Consider the following 16,746-nt stretch of genomic DNA (forward strand, 5'->3'; position numbering starts at 1 on the left):
GAAAAAACATTCAAATTTAAATTAAATGTGCCAGTGGTTTAGCGCAAGGCCTTGACGTCGGCAGGTTGAACAACCGGATCGGTACCTTTGCCAGCATTGCTCCAGGCATTGCGTGTATAGGTAGCAACGGCCGCGATTTGGACATCGTTCAACTGATCACGGAAGGCTGCCATGGCGGTGCCCGGATGACCATTGAGCACCGTAAGGATCTGAACCTTCATTGGCCCTAGTACCGCCGGGCTGGTGTCCATTGGGGGGAAGGTACCGGGAATGCCCTTGCCATTTGCCTGGTGACAGGCAACACAGTTTGCAGTGTAAACCTGTTCGCCGCGGGCTACGAGTTCATCTTTGGTCCACTTTTTGTTGGGGTCGTCGGCAGCAGAAGCCAAGGCCTTCTGTTCGTTCGCGGCCCACTTTTCGTAGTCGGCCTGGGATACGACATCAACGACGATAGGCATGAAAGCGTGATCCTTGCCGCAAAGTTCCGCGCACTGACCGCGGTACGTGCCAATTTTTTCGGCACGGAACCAAGTGTCGCGCAAGAAACCTGGCATCGCGTCTTGCTTGACGCCGAATTCAGGAATCATCCATGAGTGGATAACGTCGTTGGCCGTAAGCACGATGCGTACTTTCTTGTTAACGGGAACGACCACGTGCTTATCGACTTCCATCAAGTAGAGATCGGTGCGAGGCGCGGTCCCGACGATCTGTTCGCGAGGCGTAGACAAATTCGACAGGAACTTGACGCCCTGGGCGGGGCCATCGATGTATTCGTAACCCCATTTCCATTGGTAGCCGGTTACCTTGATAGTAAGGTCGGAGCTGCTGGTGTCTTTCATGGCCACGACAGTACGCGTGGCCGGAAGCGCCATGGCGATGACGATAATGAAAGGGATTACAGTCCAGGCGACTTCGATACCCACGTGTTCATGGAATTTGGCCGGTACCGCACCGCGCGACTTGCGGTGCATAAAAATGGAGTAAAACATTACTCCAAATACGCCCACAAAAATCACAGCACAGATGATCAGCAGCATCCAGTGAATCCACATGATCTCTTGTGCAATCTGTGTCACCCCCTCGTGGAGGTTCAGCTGATTGACCCGTGGGCCTCCCGGCATGTCCTTGACCTGCGCACCAGCTGCTGCTGCCATTAGCGTTGCGCCAGTCCCCAGTAACCCTCTCAACTTCTTCATACTGACCTCGAAATACGACGTGTTCCGACCAAATGTTGACTTTGATCAAACAAGCTGATCGGGAAAACACCGGATGAACACATAATTATTGAATGGCAGGCTTAAAATACCGAACGCTGGGGCAATGCCTGCTCGAATTACCTTTGATCGCGGAATTATAGCGACAAGAGCTTACTATGTGCTGATATGGCGTCATTCTTATGAGAGTGGTGTAGGGCTTTGACGCATGGGCGGGCCGGCTTCCACTACAATTATTCCATGAAAGATTCACAGCCCCCCGACCTCGCGCCTGCCATAAGCGCACGTTATCAACAACTTGCAAAAAGAATTCAGCAACTGCCTCCCGGTGGGTCACGCCCCCTGACCGTGGCCGGAAAAGTTGCGGGCTGGATTACTGCAAAAGCAACAGCACATCTGGAAGGCTTGCCCGGCATCTGTATAGAGCCTGAAGCGGTCCACATAACGGCTGCGGCGCGTCAGCGTATGTCACTAAATAGCGTATTAGCGCAATTGGCGATTTCACTCAAAGACACGGGATGTCTGCGCGGCTGGCGTGATGAACTGCTGGATGTGATTGGCGAGGGGCAGCGCCTGGCGGTGATCGAGCGTGCAGCGGTGCGACCTTTAGGATTATTGACCAAGGCGGTGCATTTGAATGCATGGTCGCCCGACGGACAGCTGTGGATTGCGCGGCGTGCACTGAACAAATCGACCGACCCGGGCATGTGGGATACGCTAGTAGGAGGGCTGGCGGGTGCGGGCGAAAACCTGGATGCTTCCCTGTTGCGGGAAAGCAACGAGGAAGCCGGACTTCTTCCCGACGACCTCGAATATCGGTCACCTTTGCGCATTATTCTACGCATGCATCGGCGATTGCCCGAAGGCTATCAGGTCGAAGATGTACTTGTCAGCGATTGCGTACTGGCCCAGTCGGTAAAGCCGCAGAACCTGGACGGCGAAGTCAGCGAAATCAAGCTGGTGAATATCAGCGAGCTTTGGGCCATGGTCGAAGCGAGCGAGTTTACGCGTGAGGCCGAACTCGTCATTCTGGAGGGGCTGCAGAAACGGATGCGCGAAGGGTTGCTGCTGTAATAGTAGGCAATAGACCATATTAGACGGCGGCACCACTTCAGTTTAAGCTAGCGTTAACTTCGGCCGGTGAATGGCAATGCTAGCACCGAGCCTTCCACTTTTGAGCTCAAGGAGCCGCCATGGTTACTAAAAACGACAATCCCTTTGTCTTGCCCGGTTTTGGTCAAAGTGGCGAAATCGCTCAGAATCCGCTGCTCGCCAGTATGGAAATGATGCGCAAGGCGTGGGATGGTCTGGCCAGTTCGGGCGGATTCAATCAAACCTCCATGGCTGCCCCCATGTCGGTCGAAGACCTGGAACGGCGCATCAACGATTTGCGCGCCGTGGAAAATTGGTTGCGCATGAATCTGTCCATGCTATCTGGCACGATTCAAGGCCTTGAGGTTCAGCGCTCTACTATTAGCACACTGAAATCGTTCGTGACCTCGGCCGCTTCGATGGCTTCGGCCGGATCAGAGTCCAAGGGGTTGTCACCGCTTGAAGCAGTTCTCGGCATGCAGGCTTTCAAGCCAGCCACGGACAACAAGCAAGAAGCCGCATCGACGTCGAAAGCAGGCGCCAAGACAGACAAGGCACAACAAGGCACCAGTGCGGAAGACTTGGCCAGCCAGGCGAAGGCGGCCAGCGAAGCCATGGCCGCCAACGCCGCTACTGCCGCGCAGGGCTGGTGGGATATGGTGCAGAAGCAATTCGATAGTCTCGCCCAGGCAACCACGGCCAGTTTGCAAGGGGCGGACGCCGCGAAGGCCGCCGCGCTAAAGGGGGCCACAGGCAGCTCTGCCGACTCCACGCTAGGGAAATTTACGCCTAAAGCAGCGTCGAAAAAGACGGCAGAATCAGCGCCTTCTGCTGCAAAGCATGCGGCAAAGAAAGCCGCGCCGCGAAAGCGCACATCCGCATCGCGCAAACCATGAATTTTTACTCACCAACCCAAGATAATACATGCTGAATATTGTTATTCTGGCAGCCGGACTGGGCAAACGCATGCAGTCCGACCTGCCTAAAGTGTTGCATCCGCTAGCAGGCAAACCAATGCTGGCACACGTACTTGAAAACGCACGGCGGCTAAATCCTGACCGCATCATTGTTGTAGTTGGCCATGGCGCGGAACGCGTCAAAGATGCCTTCGCCGATCAAGCCGATATCCACTTCGCGCTACAAGTTCCCCAACAAGGAACTGCCCATGCGGTGCAAATGGCGGCTCCGCTTCTGGTCGCAGGCACAAGCGGCGGAGACGCCACCCTGGTGTTGTATGGCGATGTGCCTCTGGTTCAAACCGAGACACTGCAGCGGTTGCTGAACGCGCGCGAGCAGGGCATGGCGGTGCTCACCGAGACGCTGGCTGACCCGACCGGCTATGGCCGCATTGTTCGCAACCAGCAGGGCGAAGTCATACGCATCGTCGAACACAAAGATGCTTCGCCGGACGAACATGCCATTGCTGAAGTCAACACCGGTATTCTGGTGGCTCCCACTGGCAATCTGAAAGACTGGCTGTCGCGCATCGATAACAACAATGCCCAAGGCGAATATTATCTGACCGATGTGGTCAGTTTGTCTGTGCAAGATGGTTTACCTGTTCACGCCGCGCAACCATCGGCCTTATGGGAAACGCTGGGCGTCAACAGCCGCATTCAACAGGCCCAGCTGGAACGCCACTGGCAAGGCGAACAGGCGCGCAGGCTGCTGGAAGCGGGCGTAACGATCGTCGACCCCGCCCGCTTTGATTTGCGTGGTTCGCTGGTGTGCGGACGCGACGTCTTCATCGATGTAGGCTGCGTGTTTGAAGGCCGGGTCGAGCTCGCCGACGGTGTGCGCATCGGGCCGCATTGCGTCATCAAAGACGCGGTAATGGGCGCGGGAACCCAGGTTGAAGCGTTTAGCCATATACATGAAGCGAAGATTGCCGATCAGGCGCGTATAGGGCCGTATGCCCGTTTACGCCCAGGGGCCGATATCGGTTCGCAGGCCCATGTTGGCAACTTTGTCGAGATCAAGAAAAGCCGTCTGGGGCAGGGCTCCAAGGCCAATCACCTTGCTTATATAGGTGATGCGCAAATAGGCGAGCGGGTCAATATTGGCGCTGGCACCATCACGTGTAATTACGACGGCGTGAATAAGTTCCAGACGATTATTGAAGATGATGCCTTCATCGGTTCCGACTCGCAGTTGGTCGCTCCGGTGCGCGTTGGTCAGGGCGCGACGCTTGGCGCGGGCACTACCTTGACCAAAGATGCGCCCGCGGGACAACTAACTATTTCCCGTCCCTCCCAAAAAACCATCGAGGGCTGGCTGCGCCCAATTAAAAAATCGTAGTCGTGACAAAAAAAACCGCAACGGGTAATAAGTCGGCCAACCTGCCGGACGGACTGGACGCTCCCCAACGTTATTGGGCAGTTATGGGGGTAATGCTGGCCATCACCATTACTGTGCTGGATGCCAGCATGGTCAATGTCGCCTTGCCCGCAATTGCCCAACAGCTGGCCATTGACCCTGGCGCGGTCGTTTGGGTGTCTATCGCCTACAACCTTACGGTGGTGGTGTCCTTATTGCCCTTGTCTGCGGTGGCCGAACGTATCGGTTTCCGCCGTATGTTCGCGTGGGGGCTGACACTGTTCCTGCTCTCGTCCGTCGCGGCGGTACTGTCCAACTCTCTTGTCAGTTTGACCCTGGCCCGCGTGGCACAAGGCCTGGGTTCGGCGATGCTGATGTGTTTGTTTGGCGGCCTGGTTCGCAACATTTACCCGCTTAACAAGCTTGGCATGGGTATCAGCATGAACGCCATGGTGGTAGGGCTCATGGCAGTGGTGGGCCCGACGATGGGCGCTTTCATTCTGCAGGTCGCTTCATGGCAATGGATATTCGTTGTCAATATTCCGATTGGCATTGCTACCTATTTTTGTATTCGTTTCCTGCCCGAGGTGCCGCGCAATAACGCGCGCTTCGATTGGCTGGCTTGCGCACTAAGCATACCGCTATTCGGCCTGTCGATCATAGGGCTCGACGCCCTGGTAAAAGATCCTGTGTTATCCGCCTTGTGCCTGATATTGGCGGGGCTTGCCGGTTGGGCATTGGTGCGACGATCGCGTGGTCAGGTGGCGCCGATCGTGCCCATCGATTTATTGCGTATCACCCCTATCGCTTACGCGGTGGCGGCGTCCGGATTCTCATTTGCGGCGCAGATGTCGGCGTTTGTATCGTTACCTTTTTATTTCAAACAGGTCCTGCATTTTTCTTACGCCGAAGTCGGCATCTTGCTTGGGGCGTGGTCGGTCGGTGTTGCCGTGATGGCGCCGGTTGCTGGATATTTATCGAGTCGCTATTCCATTGCCGTGCTGTGCGGACTCGGTGCATTCGGTATTGCGGCAGGCATGTTCTGGGTGATTATGCTGCCAATTGACGCCGCTTTCGTTTGGCTGATGGCCGCCATGCTGTTGGCCGGGGTGGGGTTTGGTTTCTTCCAAACTCCGAATAATCGGGCTTTATTGGCCGGAACACCGCGGCATCGCAGTGGAGCCGCAGGCGGCATGCAAGCCACGACTCGCGTTTTCGGACAAAGTTTTGGTACGGCATTAGTCGCGGTGGCGTTCAATATCAGCGCCAGTAACGGCGCGACGCTAGGCGTCTGCGTTGCCATTGTCTGTGCCTTGATTGCGGTGGCGATTAATGTCGCGCGCCAGCTTAACCCGGCCGTCGACCTGGAGCTCTAACCCATCATGCATATTCTGCAGATGAATTTCGAGCGCGGTTGGCGTGGCGGTGAACGGCAGACCTTGCTTTGCATGCAACAATTTCGCCGTGCCGGGCACCAGGTATCCCTGCTAGCCCGACGTGGCGGCGAACTGGCGCGATGTGCCGCCGCCGACGGCTTTACCGTGCACGAACAGTCCAACGTGGCATCGCTGTGCGGCTTTCTGGTCCGCCAGGGCCGCAATTTTGATATCTTGCACGCCCAGACCGCCAACATGATGACTTGGCTGGCCCTGCTTAAGCCTTTCCTTGGGTCTTGCATCGTATTCACCAGGCGTACGGCTTTTCCAGTCTTGCGGCGCGAGCGGCAAACCGCCTGGAAATGGTCCAAGGCGGATGCCCTGGTGGCAATCAGCCAGGCTGCAGCCGATGAGCCCCGACGCTTGGGGATTAAGGTAAGCATCATACCCAGCGCTATCGAGGCCAAGCCGTTGGACCAGGATCACCTCAACGCATTCAGCAGGCAGTTCGATTTAAGCGGTAAACGCGTATTGGCCACTGCCGCGGCCCTGACTATTGAAAAAGATCCCTGTACGTTGATACGCGCCGTGCACCGTTTACGCCAGACACGCAGCGACTTTGTATTTCTGCATCTGGGGGCAGGGGGCAGCGCCGAAGCGCAGGCTCACCAACTGGTGCGCGAACTGGGTTTGGAAAGCCACTATATATTTGCAGGATTTCAATCGGGTGTTGAAGACCTGTACCGCTTGATGGATGTATTTGTCTTGAGCTCACGCCAGGAAGCGCTCGGCACCAGCGTGCTGGACGCGTTTCTGTATTCGGTTCCGGTCGTATCAACCGACGCGGGCGGCTTGAAGGAAAGCCTTGCCGACGGTCGCGGCGTATTGTGCAAAGTCGGTGACGATCAAGCGCTGGCCTTGGGAATAGACCGGGTTCTGAACGATCGGGCTCTTAGCGCCAGCATGGTGAAAAACGCCAGTGAATACGTATTGCGCGAACATGATGCAGCGATGATGGCCAAGCGGTATTTAGCGCAATATGAATCGTTGCTGAGCCCAGCTAAGTAGTTCTCTAATTGCGTGTGGTCTACACCTTTGTGCGCTCGCTGGGCAAGGTGATACGTGTTTCAAATTTGCTGCGATGGACGGAAAAAAACGTACGCACGTTGCGAACGTTCGCTTTGGCAGTAAACGCCCGGTGCGCCAAGGCGTGATAAGCGGGCATGTCGGCCACTTGCGCAATAACGATAAAGTCCGGTCCCGGCGATACCCGATAGCATTGCAGGATCGCGACGTCCTGCATAAGGCTGGCTTCGAAGGCGTCAAGGTATTCTGCCGCCTGCACGTCGAGTGTAATTTCTACGATTGCGGTCAAGCCACTACCCAGCTTTTCGGGGTTCAAAATCGCCACCTGCTTCTCGATAATGCCTTCGTCCACCATGCGTCTGACCCGGCGCAAGCAGGTGGGCGGCGAAGCATGGACACGCTTCGCCAAATCGTGGTTGGTCAGTGAACTATCGGTTTGGATCTGATCGAGGATGCGAAGATCGAGATCGTCCAGCGGCATATCGGATTGTATGGCGTTCATTTCAATTTTATTGCCATTTTAATGAAATTAAATTTCGTTGCTCGTAGGTAAAGAAATAAAATACCATATTAAGCTTAAAAAAGAAATCTAATTTCCTTGCATGTTGCGCACAATAGGCTATCTTTCACCCTGGTTGGAGCTTATCTATGTGCGGAATTGTTGGCGCAGTAGCGCAACGCGACATTACCCCTATTCTTCTTGAAGGGCTGAAGCGACTTGAATACCGTGGCTACGACTCCTGCGGCGTTGCAGTGCATGCTGACGGCGATTTGCGCCGCGCACGCAGCACCGACCGCGTGGCAGAGCTTCAAGCGCAGGTCACCAAAGAAAGCATCACTGGGTTTACCGGCATTGCCCACACCCGCTGGGCCACCCACGGCGGACCGGTCACGCACAATGCCCACCCGCATTTTTCTGGCCAGAATAAAGGCTCCGCGCGCATTGCCCTCGTGCACAACGGCATTATCGAAAACTACGAAGAACTGCGCACCGAGCTGCAGGGCGTCGGCTACATTTTTGAAAGCCAGACCGATACCGAAGTGGTTGCGCACCTGATCGACCACTTGTATGCGGGCGATTTGCTTGAATCTGTTCAGCAGACAATACGCCGCCTAACCGGCGCCTACGCCATTGCTGTGTTTTGCCGCGACGAGCCTCACCGGGTCGTGGGTGCGCGTCATGGCTCACCCCTGGTCGTGGGCCGTGGCGAGAACGAGAATTTTCTAGCGTCCGATGCCCTGGCCCTTGCCGGAACCACGGATCAAATCATCTACCTGGAAGACGGCGATGTCGTCGACCTGCAGCTTTCTCGCGTGTGGATTACCGATATTGATGGCCGCGCGGTAGACCGCAAGGTCCATACCGTACAAGTGCATACCGGGGCTGCCGAACTGGGCCCCTATCGCCATTACATGCAGAAAGAAATTTTCGAACAGCCGCGCGCCGTCGGTGACACCTTGCAGGATATTGAAAGCATCACCCCCGAGCTGTTCGGCGATGAGGCCTATAAGGTATTCAACGACATCGACAACGTATTGATTCTGGCATGCGGAACCAGCTACTACGCCGGCCTGACCGCGCGCTACTGGATCGAATCCATGGCGAAAATCCCCGTCAACGTCGAAATCGCCAGCGAATACCGCTACCGCGAGAGCGTGCCCAACCCGCGCACCCTGGTCGTGACCATTTCCCAATCCGGCGAAACCGCCGACACGCTGGCCGCCTTGAAGCATGCGCGCGGCCTGGGCATGGACCACACGCTGACCATCTGCAACGTGGCCACCAGCGCCATGGTGCGCGAATGCAAACTGGCCTACATCACCCGCGCCGGCGTCGAAATAGGCGTGGCATCGACCAAGGCGTTTACGACCCAGCTCACCGCCTTGTTCTTGCTGACCCTAGCGCTTGCACAGATCAAGAAACGCTTAAGCGACCAGCAAGAAGCTGAAGCGCTGAAAGCCCTGCGTCACCTGCCCGTTGCCATCGGCGCCGTGCTGGCCCTGGAGCCACAAATCATGGCGTGGGCTGACCGCTTCGCCACCAAGGAAAACGCCCTATTTCTGGGTCGCGGCATGCATTACCCCATCGCCCTGGAAGGCGCTCTAAAGCTAAAAGAAATCAGCTATATCCACGCCGAAGCCTATCCCGCCGGCGAACTGAAACACGGGCCTCTGGCCTTGGTGACGGAGGCCATGCCGGTCGTCACCATCGCTCCGCGCGATGAGTTGCTCGAAAAGTTGAAGTCGAACATGCAGGAAGTTCACGCCCGAGGCGGTGAGCTATATGTGTTTGCGGATTCGGATACGAAGATAGGGAGTAGCGAAGGCATACATGTAATTCGCATGCCCGAGCATTACGGGAAACTGTCGCCGATACTGCACACGATTCCGCTGCAATTGCTGGCGTATCACACGGCGTGTGCACGAGGGACGGATGTGGATAAGCCGAGGAACCTGGCTAAGAGTGTGACGGTGGAGTGAGGTACTCTGCTGCGCTGTCGCTGATAAGCAGAAATAAAGTCTGCCTTTTCTAAGACTGGCTAGTTTGCGCATAACTTTTTGCAAAAAGCACACTAATCAAACGATATTGCGGCCGCTTTGGATAACATTTTTTCTAGTCATTGGTAATGAAGGCTAAATAAATGGGGCGGTATCAATGCTGCCTCACCCCTTTCAGTCTCCTGCTGAATTTCGTATGCAGCTTGTGGTCGAATTCAGTCTTTCTCGTGCGGGCTAGATTTCATTCGATATTCAATGCCCAACGACTCGCGAAACTTAGCCGCTGTAGGGTGGGTCGAGCACCCAGAGCATGCAGCGCTCCGCTCGGGGCCTGTTTGATCTCCTCGCGTCCGAAAGCCGAATCCTGGCCTGAATATCTTGCAATTGACCTATACATATCAATATTAGGACTGGTCAGTCCTGTACCTGACTTTCGTCACTCCGACGACGAGCCTCCAAGATATAGGCATGATGGCTTACTGCCCACTTTACCAATGGGGTCACCGCGTTCAGAAAGGCGTATCCCTCCGGCGTCAACGCGTATTCCACGCTAGGCGGGCGAGTGGGATACACCGTGCGCGTGGTGATGCCATCCCGAGTGAGATTGCGCAATGTCGCTGTCAGCATTCGCTGGGAGATATCAGGTAGGCGTCTGCGTAATTCATTAAAGCGATGCGGTTTTTCCGCCAGCACCACACCGACCAGCAAGCTCCACTTGTCTCCCAGATTGTCCAACACATTGCGAATTGCGGAGGACTCGGCGTTAGCCGTTCCCGCGGATTCCTGCAGTCGCCGCAGCGTTTCTTGTACATCGTTCATGCCTGGTTACCTCGAAGTGCCTTACTGAGAATAAAGTGCCTTCTTGCAGACCTACTCTAACATGCATATTATGTTGATAGTATCAAATGTATACCACCTATGTGCATAAAGCTTATGAAAACTGATTCGGCTGCTCTTGCTACCCAGTCGAACATTTCACATTTGGAACCTTCAAATATTCAGGAGTACGTATGAAGCGCCAACTACTTGCCGTCGCTATATTGTCAACCATCTCCCTTCCAGCGCTCGCTGCAGAATGCGAAGCGACCATTGAAGCCAATGATGCCATGCAGTTCGATGTAAAGACCATGGAAGTACCGCAAAGCTGTGAGCAGTTCACGGTCACCCTGAAGCATGTGGGCAAACTTCCTAGCGCTGCGATGGGCCACAACTTCGTGTTGGGTCTTACCAAGGACCAAACCGCAATCAATGCTGATGGGATGAAGGCGGGTGCAGCCGCCAATTATGTCCAGCCTGATGACGCGCGCGTCATCGCGGCAACCAAAATTATCGGCGGCGGCGAAAGCACCTCGGTTTCATTTCCCGTCAGCAAGTTGCAAGCGGGCGAGTCTTACACCTATTTCTGTTCGTTCCCAGGCCACGCGTCCATCATGAAGGGCGAGCTTAAACTAGGCGCCTGAACGATGACTACACGAAGAGGCTTTCTTCAGGGAGCTTTAGCCACCTCCGGTCTCGCATTGGCGGGAACCTCACTGCAAAGCTCGGCTTCCAGTCTGGCAGATATAGCGGGCAACGGCGCTCAGCGCCTGCATGCTGTTGTCTATGAGCCCGCTGATCTCGCAAGCGCTGAGTTCGGAGCACTTTCCAAACAACTGGGCCACGCCACGCATGCCATAGATGGCGATGTCACCACCTTGTGGACACAATGCTTGGCAGAGCAGTGGCGCAAAAAGCCCATTGCTATTGCCGGCATGACGCACGCTGGCGCGCTATTTGTACTGGAGCGGTTTGGTTGGGATCATGGCCTGCGCGTCCTATTCCGCGCAGAGCACAAGCCACAAGGCGACGGCAGCGTGGCCCACGTACTCGCCGGTCCTGCCTCGATGCTACATACCTACGAAGCACTCGCTGCTGAGAAGTATGACTACGCCCAATGCATGGCTGGCGTGATCGGACAGTGCCCCGAACACGCGGCGTCGCCGGCCACCAAATCGCTGCTGACGCCCCGTGCCGTCGGTACGCATGCGACTCGACCCATGTATACCTGGGTGATCGGCCCACGCCAAAGCGCTGCGTTAGCGCGGACAGGCGAAAACGTAATTAACGGAATAACCCTATGAACTATCCCGAGGGCGTGAGCCCCCAAGATTTCAATTCAGCATTGGAAGCGTTTCGCCGCATAGTCGGCGACGACAAACTTTTCACCGAAGAAGGGGATGTCGCCCTGTACCGGGACGCTTATTCACCCAAATGGGGCGAGCCAGAGGAGCTTGTGGCGTCCGCTGCCGTTGCTCCGACCACCGTTGAGCAAGTACAGGCGATTGTAAAAGCGGCGAACCGGTTCAAGGTGCCTCTATATGCGATCTCCACTGGCAAGAACCTGGGCTATGGTGGCTCCGCGCCCAATATGACCGGCAGCGTTATCGTCGACCTGAAACTGATGAACAAGGTCCTCGAAGTCGATGACAAGCGAAACTTCTGCATCGTAGAGCCCGGCGTTTCGTATTTTGACCTGTATACCTATATTCAGGAACGCGGCCTGAACGTCATGATGGACGTGCCGGATCCGGGCTGGGGAAGTCCGCTGGGTAACGCCCTGGATCACGGCGTCGGCTACACCTGGGGCAACTATCGCGACCACTTCGGCTCACACTGCGGCATGGAAGTCGTGCTACCAAATGGTGAACTCTTGCGTACCGGCATGGCGGCCGTACCGGGGGCGGAAACTTGGGGAGAAAACAAGTATGGCTTTGGCGCCTATGTCGATGGTCTGTTTGCCCAATCTAACTTCGGTATTGTCACCAAAATGGGTTTCTGGATGATGCCCCAGCCGGAGCATTTCCTGTCTTGCATGGTGAAAGTGCCCAAATACCGGGATCTTATTCCGCTGATTGACACCGTCAATTACCTGGAGGACCAAGGCCTTATCGGCCATCCGCGCTACAGCTGCCCGATGGATGCGCTGTGCATGATGTGGGAGCCGGAAGTCTATAAGCCGACGCCCGAGCTTATGAAGCTCAATAATCAGCCCGGAGGCGCATCCGTGGCCGAGTACGAGGATTACGCAGCCAGACAAGGGTTGGAGTACTGGAACGTCACTTTAAACTTCTACGGCCCCAAGAAGACGGTATACGCCAACTGGGAATATGCACAGGACAAGTTTGCCGGCATTAAAGGCGTAAAGTTTGAGGAACTGGAATCCTACGGCCTGCCCATGAACAAGGCGACCGCAGAAAAACTGCGTCACAAAGTTGCAGTGGGCATCCCAAACATGTCTATTTTTTCAATCGGTGCTCGCTCAGAAGCTGTGCCTGATCCGGGCGACGGTCACGCGTGGTTCGCGCCAATTCTACCGCGCAGTGGTGAAGCTTTTATCAAAGGTCATGAAGTGTTCTGCCAGGCCGCCAAGCAGCTCAATCTGACAGGCGCGCCCATCGCACCTACGAACGTCCCGCAAACATGGCAGTACCGGACCTATATTTATCTGTTCCCCTTTTTCATTTCGCGTAGCAATAAAGAGGTGAACAAGCAGGCATACGAACAGTTCATTCAACTGGTAAAAATTGGCGCAGATCAAGGCTGGACCGAGTACCGCACGGCCCCGCTTTTCCAGGATCTTGTCGCGAGCACCTATTCCTTCAACGATAACGCTCTTCTGCGTTTCCAAAACCAACTTAAGGACGCTGTCGACCCGAACGGCATTATCGCCCCCGGCCGCGGAGGGATCTGGCCCAAACGTTACAGGGAGGGCGTGTAATGAAGAATTTATTCTTGCTCTATGCGGCTGGCGCCATCGCGCTGACGCCCCTTGGCGCCTCTGCCCAGGATCAGGCCCAAATAGACCTCGGGAAATCACTTTTCAATCAATGGTGCCTGAGTTGCCATGGCATGGGGCCAGGCCATCCTGGCACACAAGCGCTTGATCAACGTTATCAGGGGGCTATGCCCGGTGCGCTGGAAGAGCGCACGAACCTGTCGCCGGAACTGGTTTCGGTGTTCGTCCGCAATGGTATATCGATCATGCCGTTCTTCCGAAAGACGGAAATCAGCGATAGTGAGCTTGCTGCGATCGGCGCGTATTTATCGACGCCTCAGACCAACGCAACCAAGTGAGGAGAACTTGCATGGGTTTTAAGGCTTTATGGGCAGAAACATCAGTTGTTGTGATCGCCGTTGAAAGAAACGACTGACGATGAACTGATGCCTGGTGATGTCACCGCCGATGTGGAATATTCCACGGTTAACCACAAGGATGGCCTGGCCATCACCAGTCGTGCCCCGGTCATCCAAACGTTTCCATTGATTCCGGAAAACGATCTCGCCGGTGTCGTTTCTTCATCGGGCAACCCCGCGTTTCCGCCGGGTGAGCGTGTCGTGTTGAACGGCTGGGAACTCACTCAGTCGCACCATAGCGGCTATTCCCAAGGGGCCCGGGTACGGGGAGAGTGGCCGGTCAAGTTGCCTTCCGTTTTATCGGCCAGAGACGCTATGGCCGTCGGTACTGCAGGCTATGCCGCCATGCTAAGCGGCAATGTACTGGCCTTAGCCATTGCATACTTCATGGCCGGGATCACTAAAGCTGCGCTGCTGAACCCAACGTTTTGCAGAAGTTGCGTGTCCTGCCCGATAAGGCCGCGTTCGGCGGAGTGACGCTGAGCAAGACCGGTGAACAGCACGGAACCGATGAGATGTTTACTTTGCCTGAAGCGGCGAAATTTCTTGGCCCTGCCATGGGCGTTGTGTTCAAAGCGTCCGGTCACAAGATGCTGTATCTTGTCGGCGACACCACCTGGCGCAATGAAGTCGATCAGGCGCTGGCCCAATACGATCCGCAAATCATCGTCATCAATGCCGGATATGCGACCATGAGGGCTATGAAGGCTCCATCATCATGGGTAAGGAGGATGTCCTGCGCGCCTCTCAGGTTGCCCCGGACGCAACAATCGTTGCTACGCACATGGATACTATCGATCACATGCTCCAAAGCAGTAAAGAACCAAGGGAATACGTGAGGGAAAAACATACAGGATCGCGTCGGAATTCCGGAAGATGGCGCTACCCTCGAATTTTAATCAAGTTAGAGGCTGGGTGAAAATCACAGGCAGCATTAACGTAAGTGCGCCAACTCTAGGGATACCTGGAATCTAACTTAGGGAATGATTATGCAGCTGGTTTGCAGAGCATCAGTCCCAACTTTCTTCGACAGACTTTCGTTCAATCTTGCTAAGTACTAAGGCGTAAAAAGGAATGTCGACAGACTTTGCATAAATTTTCGAAGAGCCTGGTCCCTCTAAATTAATCGACAGACTTTATTTCCAGTCTTCAATGTGAAGAGCGGGAATAAAGTCTGTCGAAAGGAAATAAAGTCTGTCGAACGGGAATAAATTCTGTCGATCGCCTATTTCGTTAACTTCCGCTAAGCTATCAGATCGACCTCCTAACATTGCCGCTTTTTGGCGTTTTTGGCAAAGCCATCAAAGCACTTTAAGCGCAAACTGGTTGCCTATCTTGAAACGTTCGGTGGTGGTGCTGCCGGATAAATTCAACGCCACCTCGGCAGGGCAGCATTTAGATGATTCGTGCGGGCCAAGGCACCATTGATTGGGTTAGCCCGATTATGCGCGGTTCAAGCTCCACATTAAGGGTTATTGCCCTTAAATTTTGCGTACCAAACATGCGATACATGATCGCGGCGCACTCGCCGCATCATCGATCGTGGACCTGGAGCGCGCGAGACTGCTGGCCGCCGCGATGATGGATACATCGTAGGTTAAAGATAGATTGCCTATCTTCAGTGGGATTAAGAAAACGATGAAGAAATCCCGCTACAGCGAACCGCAAATCGTCTCCTACTTAAGGGCCAATATCACGCGGTTCTTTCGAAGCCGAGCGCCGCGGCATGAGCCAGGCCACGGCGCTCAGTTCAAACTTTGAATCGCTTTGCCAGCGCTTCTGCGCCGCGCGCCAACAACGCCATGTCGACTCCCACCGCCGTAAACAGGCATCCTAGCTCGATATAGCGGCGAGCGAAATCGTCATTGGTAGTGAGAATTCCGGGTGCTTTGCCGCAAGCGAGGATATGCGCGATGGAATCTTCGATTGCCTGTTGCACATCCCTATGGCCGTGGTCGCCGGGGTGACCCATATTTGCAGATAAATCCACCGGTCCGACGAATACGCCATCCACGCCCTCTACGCTGGGCGATGGCTTCTAGATTCTTCAGGGCATTTGGGGATTCAATCTGCACTAGCAGGCAAAGCTGCCCTCTACTCCATCGCTGGAAGGATTGCGCCTGTTGCTGGTCAATGATTCGGAAGAGATTCTCGAAATGCTGGGTACGATGTGTGAAATGGAAGGAGCCGATGTCACAACGGCCATCGACGGGAAAATGGCGCTCGAGCATCTGGCCGCCAAAGACTTCGATATTCTCGTCTCGGACGTGGGCATGCCAACCATGGACGGGTACGAGCTTCTGGCGCGGTTGCGAAAAAGTGCACGTAACGCGGATATCTCGGCGATCGCTTTGTCGGGCTACGGACACAGCTTGAGAGCGGCCGCTGTTGGGTTTACAAGTCAGTTGCATAAACCAGTTCCGATGCACGAGTTGCTGGACTTATTGAAGGCGGTGATGGAAAGCAAAAGGCGGTTGAGAGTTCTAGGAATCGGTTTCTATAGTCGAAACTGAAGTAAAATCGCCCCGTCTAGCTGATGCAGTGCGGCATTGCCTCCGAAATCAGTTGGCTTCGTTGCTTACGCTACTATTTCCGGAGACCACCGATGCTGTGGATGATTAACTGTACAGACAAACCTGGCCACGAGGCCAAACGCGCGCAACACTTGCCGGAGCATCGGCGTTACCTGGAAAGCTATGCGCCACAGATTTTTTTCTCTGGCCCGCAAATGGATGACACGGGAGAACGCATGATTGGCAGTCTATTCATTATTAATGCCAGCAGCCGTCAGGACGCGGAGTCATTCGTCGGGGGCGAAACACTCAATCAGGCCGGTGTGTTTGAGAGCGTGATGGTGACGAGGCTGCGCAAAGGTCGTTTCCTTCCCGATCTGGTCGACGCAGCCTGAAGCGCTGCCCGAGGCTCACGTATATGTCGGTGGCTAACTACGCGTGGCGTTCAATCGATAGAAGTTGCAGGCTGTGTCATGG

Annotated in this window: 18 protein-coding genes; 14 read left to right on the top strand and 4 right to left on the bottom strand. The window is 55.1% G+C overall.

Going from position 1 to position 16,746, the window contains the following annotated elements; translation table 11 throughout:
* Window positions 1-38: 38 nt before the first annotated feature.
* Window positions 39-1,196, bottom strand: coding sequence for a cytochrome c oxidase subunit II (gene coxB / locus EKL30_RS05255; RefSeq protein ID WP_126706157.1), 1,158 nt, complete (start codon window positions 1,194-1,196; stop codon window positions 39-41).
* Window positions 1,197-1,454: 258 nt separating this feature from the next.
* Between coxB and EKL30_RS05260 the strand changes: the two genes are divergently transcribed.
* From EKL30_RS05260 to EKL30_RS05280, 5 genes are all read left to right on the top strand, one after another.
* Window positions 1,455-2,288 (top strand): NUDIX hydrolase family protein, encoded by an 834-nt coding sequence (locus EKL30_RS05260; RefSeq protein ID WP_126706158.1) that lies wholly within the window; start codon window positions 1,455-1,457, stop codon window positions 2,286-2,288.
* Between the two features lie 119 nt (window positions 2,289-2,407).
* Complete coding sequence (locus tag EKL30_RS05265; RefSeq protein WP_126706159.1) at window positions 2,408-3,202, top strand: PhaM family polyhydroxyalkanoate granule multifunctional regulatory protein; 795 nt, start codon at window positions 2,408-2,410, stop codon at window positions 3,200-3,202.
* Window positions 3,203-3,230: 28 nt separating this feature from the next.
* Window positions 3,231-4,604 carry a bifunctional UDP-N-acetylglucosamine diphosphorylase/glucosamine-1-phosphate N-acetyltransferase GlmU gene (gene glmU, locus EKL30_RS05270; protein ID WP_126706160.1) on the top strand — a complete coding sequence of 458 codons (1,374 nt, stop codon included), beginning with the start codon at window positions 3,231-3,233 and terminating at the stop codon, window positions 4,602-4,604.
* The gene (locus tag EKL30_RS05275; RefSeq protein WP_370246234.1) at window positions 4,598-5,998 is read left to right on the top strand and encodes an MFS transporter; all 1,401 of its coding nucleotides are present in this window, start codon (window positions 4,598-4,600) and stop codon (window positions 5,996-5,998) included. The genes glmU and EKL30_RS05275 overlap by 7 nt, the downstream gene beginning before the upstream one ends.
* 6 nt (window positions 5,999-6,004) lie before the next feature.
* Window positions 6,005-7,066, top strand: coding sequence for a glycosyltransferase family 4 protein (locus EKL30_RS05280; protein WP_126706161.1), 1,062 nt, complete (start codon window positions 6,005-6,007; stop codon window positions 7,064-7,066).
* A gap of 19 nt (window positions 7,067-7,085) precedes the next feature.
* On the opposite strand, the gene EKL30_RS05285 is transcribed toward EKL30_RS05280, so the two are convergent.
* Window positions 7,086-7,586 (bottom strand): Lrp/AsnC family transcriptional regulator, encoded by a 501-nt coding sequence (locus tag EKL30_RS05285; RefSeq protein WP_126706162.1) that lies wholly within the window; start codon window positions 7,584-7,586, stop codon window positions 7,086-7,088.
* Between the two features lie 146 nt (window positions 7,587-7,732).
* Between EKL30_RS05285 and glmS the strand changes: the two genes are divergently transcribed.
* Window positions 7,733-9,565, top strand: coding sequence for a glutamine--fructose-6-phosphate transaminase (isomerizing) (glmS, locus tag EKL30_RS05290; RefSeq protein ID WP_126706163.1), 1,833 nt, complete (start codon window positions 7,733-7,735; stop codon window positions 9,563-9,565).
* 432 nt (window positions 9,566-9,997) lie between these two features.
* Here glmS and EKL30_RS05295 read toward each other — a convergent pair whose 3' ends face one another.
* A complete protein-coding gene (locus EKL30_RS05295; RefSeq protein WP_126706164.1) occupies window positions 9,998-10,402 on the bottom strand; it encodes a helix-turn-helix domain-containing protein in 405 nt (134 codons plus the stop codon).
* A 191-nt stretch (window positions 10,403-10,593) separates the two neighbouring features.
* On the opposite strand from EKL30_RS05295, the gene azu reads away from it, so the two are divergent.
* From azu to EKL30_RS05325, 6 genes are read left to right on the top strand one after another with little or no spacing between them, the layout of a single operon-like run.
* The gene (gene azu / locus EKL30_RS05300; RefSeq protein WP_126706165.1) at window positions 10,594-11,043 is read left to right on the top strand and encodes an azurin; all 450 of its coding nucleotides are present in this window, start codon (window positions 10,594-10,596) and stop codon (window positions 11,041-11,043) included.
* Window positions 11,044-11,046: 3 nt separating this feature from the next.
* The gene (locus EKL30_RS05305) at window positions 11,047-11,703 is read left to right on the top strand and encodes a twin-arginine translocation signal domain-containing protein (RefSeq protein ID WP_126706166.1); all 657 of its coding nucleotides are present in this window, start codon (window positions 11,047-11,049) and stop codon (window positions 11,701-11,703) included.
* Window positions 11,700-13,340, top strand: a complete 1,641-nt coding sequence (locus tag EKL30_RS05310) for an FAD-dependent oxidoreductase (RefSeq protein WP_126706167.1) — start codon at window positions 11,700-11,702, stop codon at window positions 13,338-13,340. The genes EKL30_RS05305 and EKL30_RS05310 overlap by 4 nt, the downstream gene beginning before the upstream one ends.
* Window positions 13,340-13,696 (top strand): cytochrome c, encoded by a 357-nt coding sequence (locus tag EKL30_RS05315; RefSeq protein WP_126706168.1) that lies wholly within the window; start codon window positions 13,340-13,342, stop codon window positions 13,694-13,696. The genes EKL30_RS05310 and EKL30_RS05315 overlap by 1 nt, the downstream gene beginning before the upstream one ends.
* Window positions 13,697-13,756: 60 nt before the next feature.
* Window positions 13,757-14,233: a hypothetical protein gene (locus tag EKL30_RS05320; protein WP_126706169.1), complete on the top strand. Its 477-nt coding sequence runs from the start codon at window positions 13,757-13,759 to the stop codon at window positions 14,231-14,233.
* Between the two features lie 38 nt (window positions 14,234-14,271).
* A complete protein-coding gene (locus tag EKL30_RS05325; RefSeq protein WP_126706170.1) occupies window positions 14,272-14,595 on the top strand; it encodes a hypothetical protein in 324 nt (107 codons plus the stop codon).
* 911 nt (window positions 14,596-15,506) lie between these two features.
* Here EKL30_RS05325 and EKL30_RS05330 read toward each other — a convergent pair.
* Window positions 15,507-15,770, bottom strand: coding sequence for an aldolase/citrate lyase family protein (locus EKL30_RS05330; RefSeq protein ID WP_370246222.1), 264 nt, complete (start codon window positions 15,768-15,770; stop codon window positions 15,507-15,509).
* 109 nt (window positions 15,771-15,879) lie between these two features.
* On the opposite strand from EKL30_RS05330, the gene EKL30_RS05335 reads away from it, so the two are divergent.
* Window positions 15,880-16,269 (top strand): response regulator, encoded by a 390-nt coding sequence (locus tag EKL30_RS05335; protein WP_233582821.1) that lies wholly within the window; start codon window positions 15,880-15,882, stop codon window positions 16,267-16,269.
* 92 nt (window positions 16,270-16,361) lie between these two features.
* Window positions 16,362-16,664, top strand: a complete 303-nt coding sequence (locus tag EKL30_RS05340) for a YciI family protein (protein ID WP_126706172.1) — start codon at window positions 16,362-16,364, stop codon at window positions 16,662-16,664.
* Window positions 16,665-16,746 lie beyond the last annotated feature (82 nt).

It is taken from the genome of Candidimonas sp. SYP-B2681 (genome assembly GCF_003971065.1).
Lineage (GTDB): Bacteria > Pseudomonadota > Gammaproteobacteria > Burkholderiales > Burkholderiaceae_B > Pollutimonas.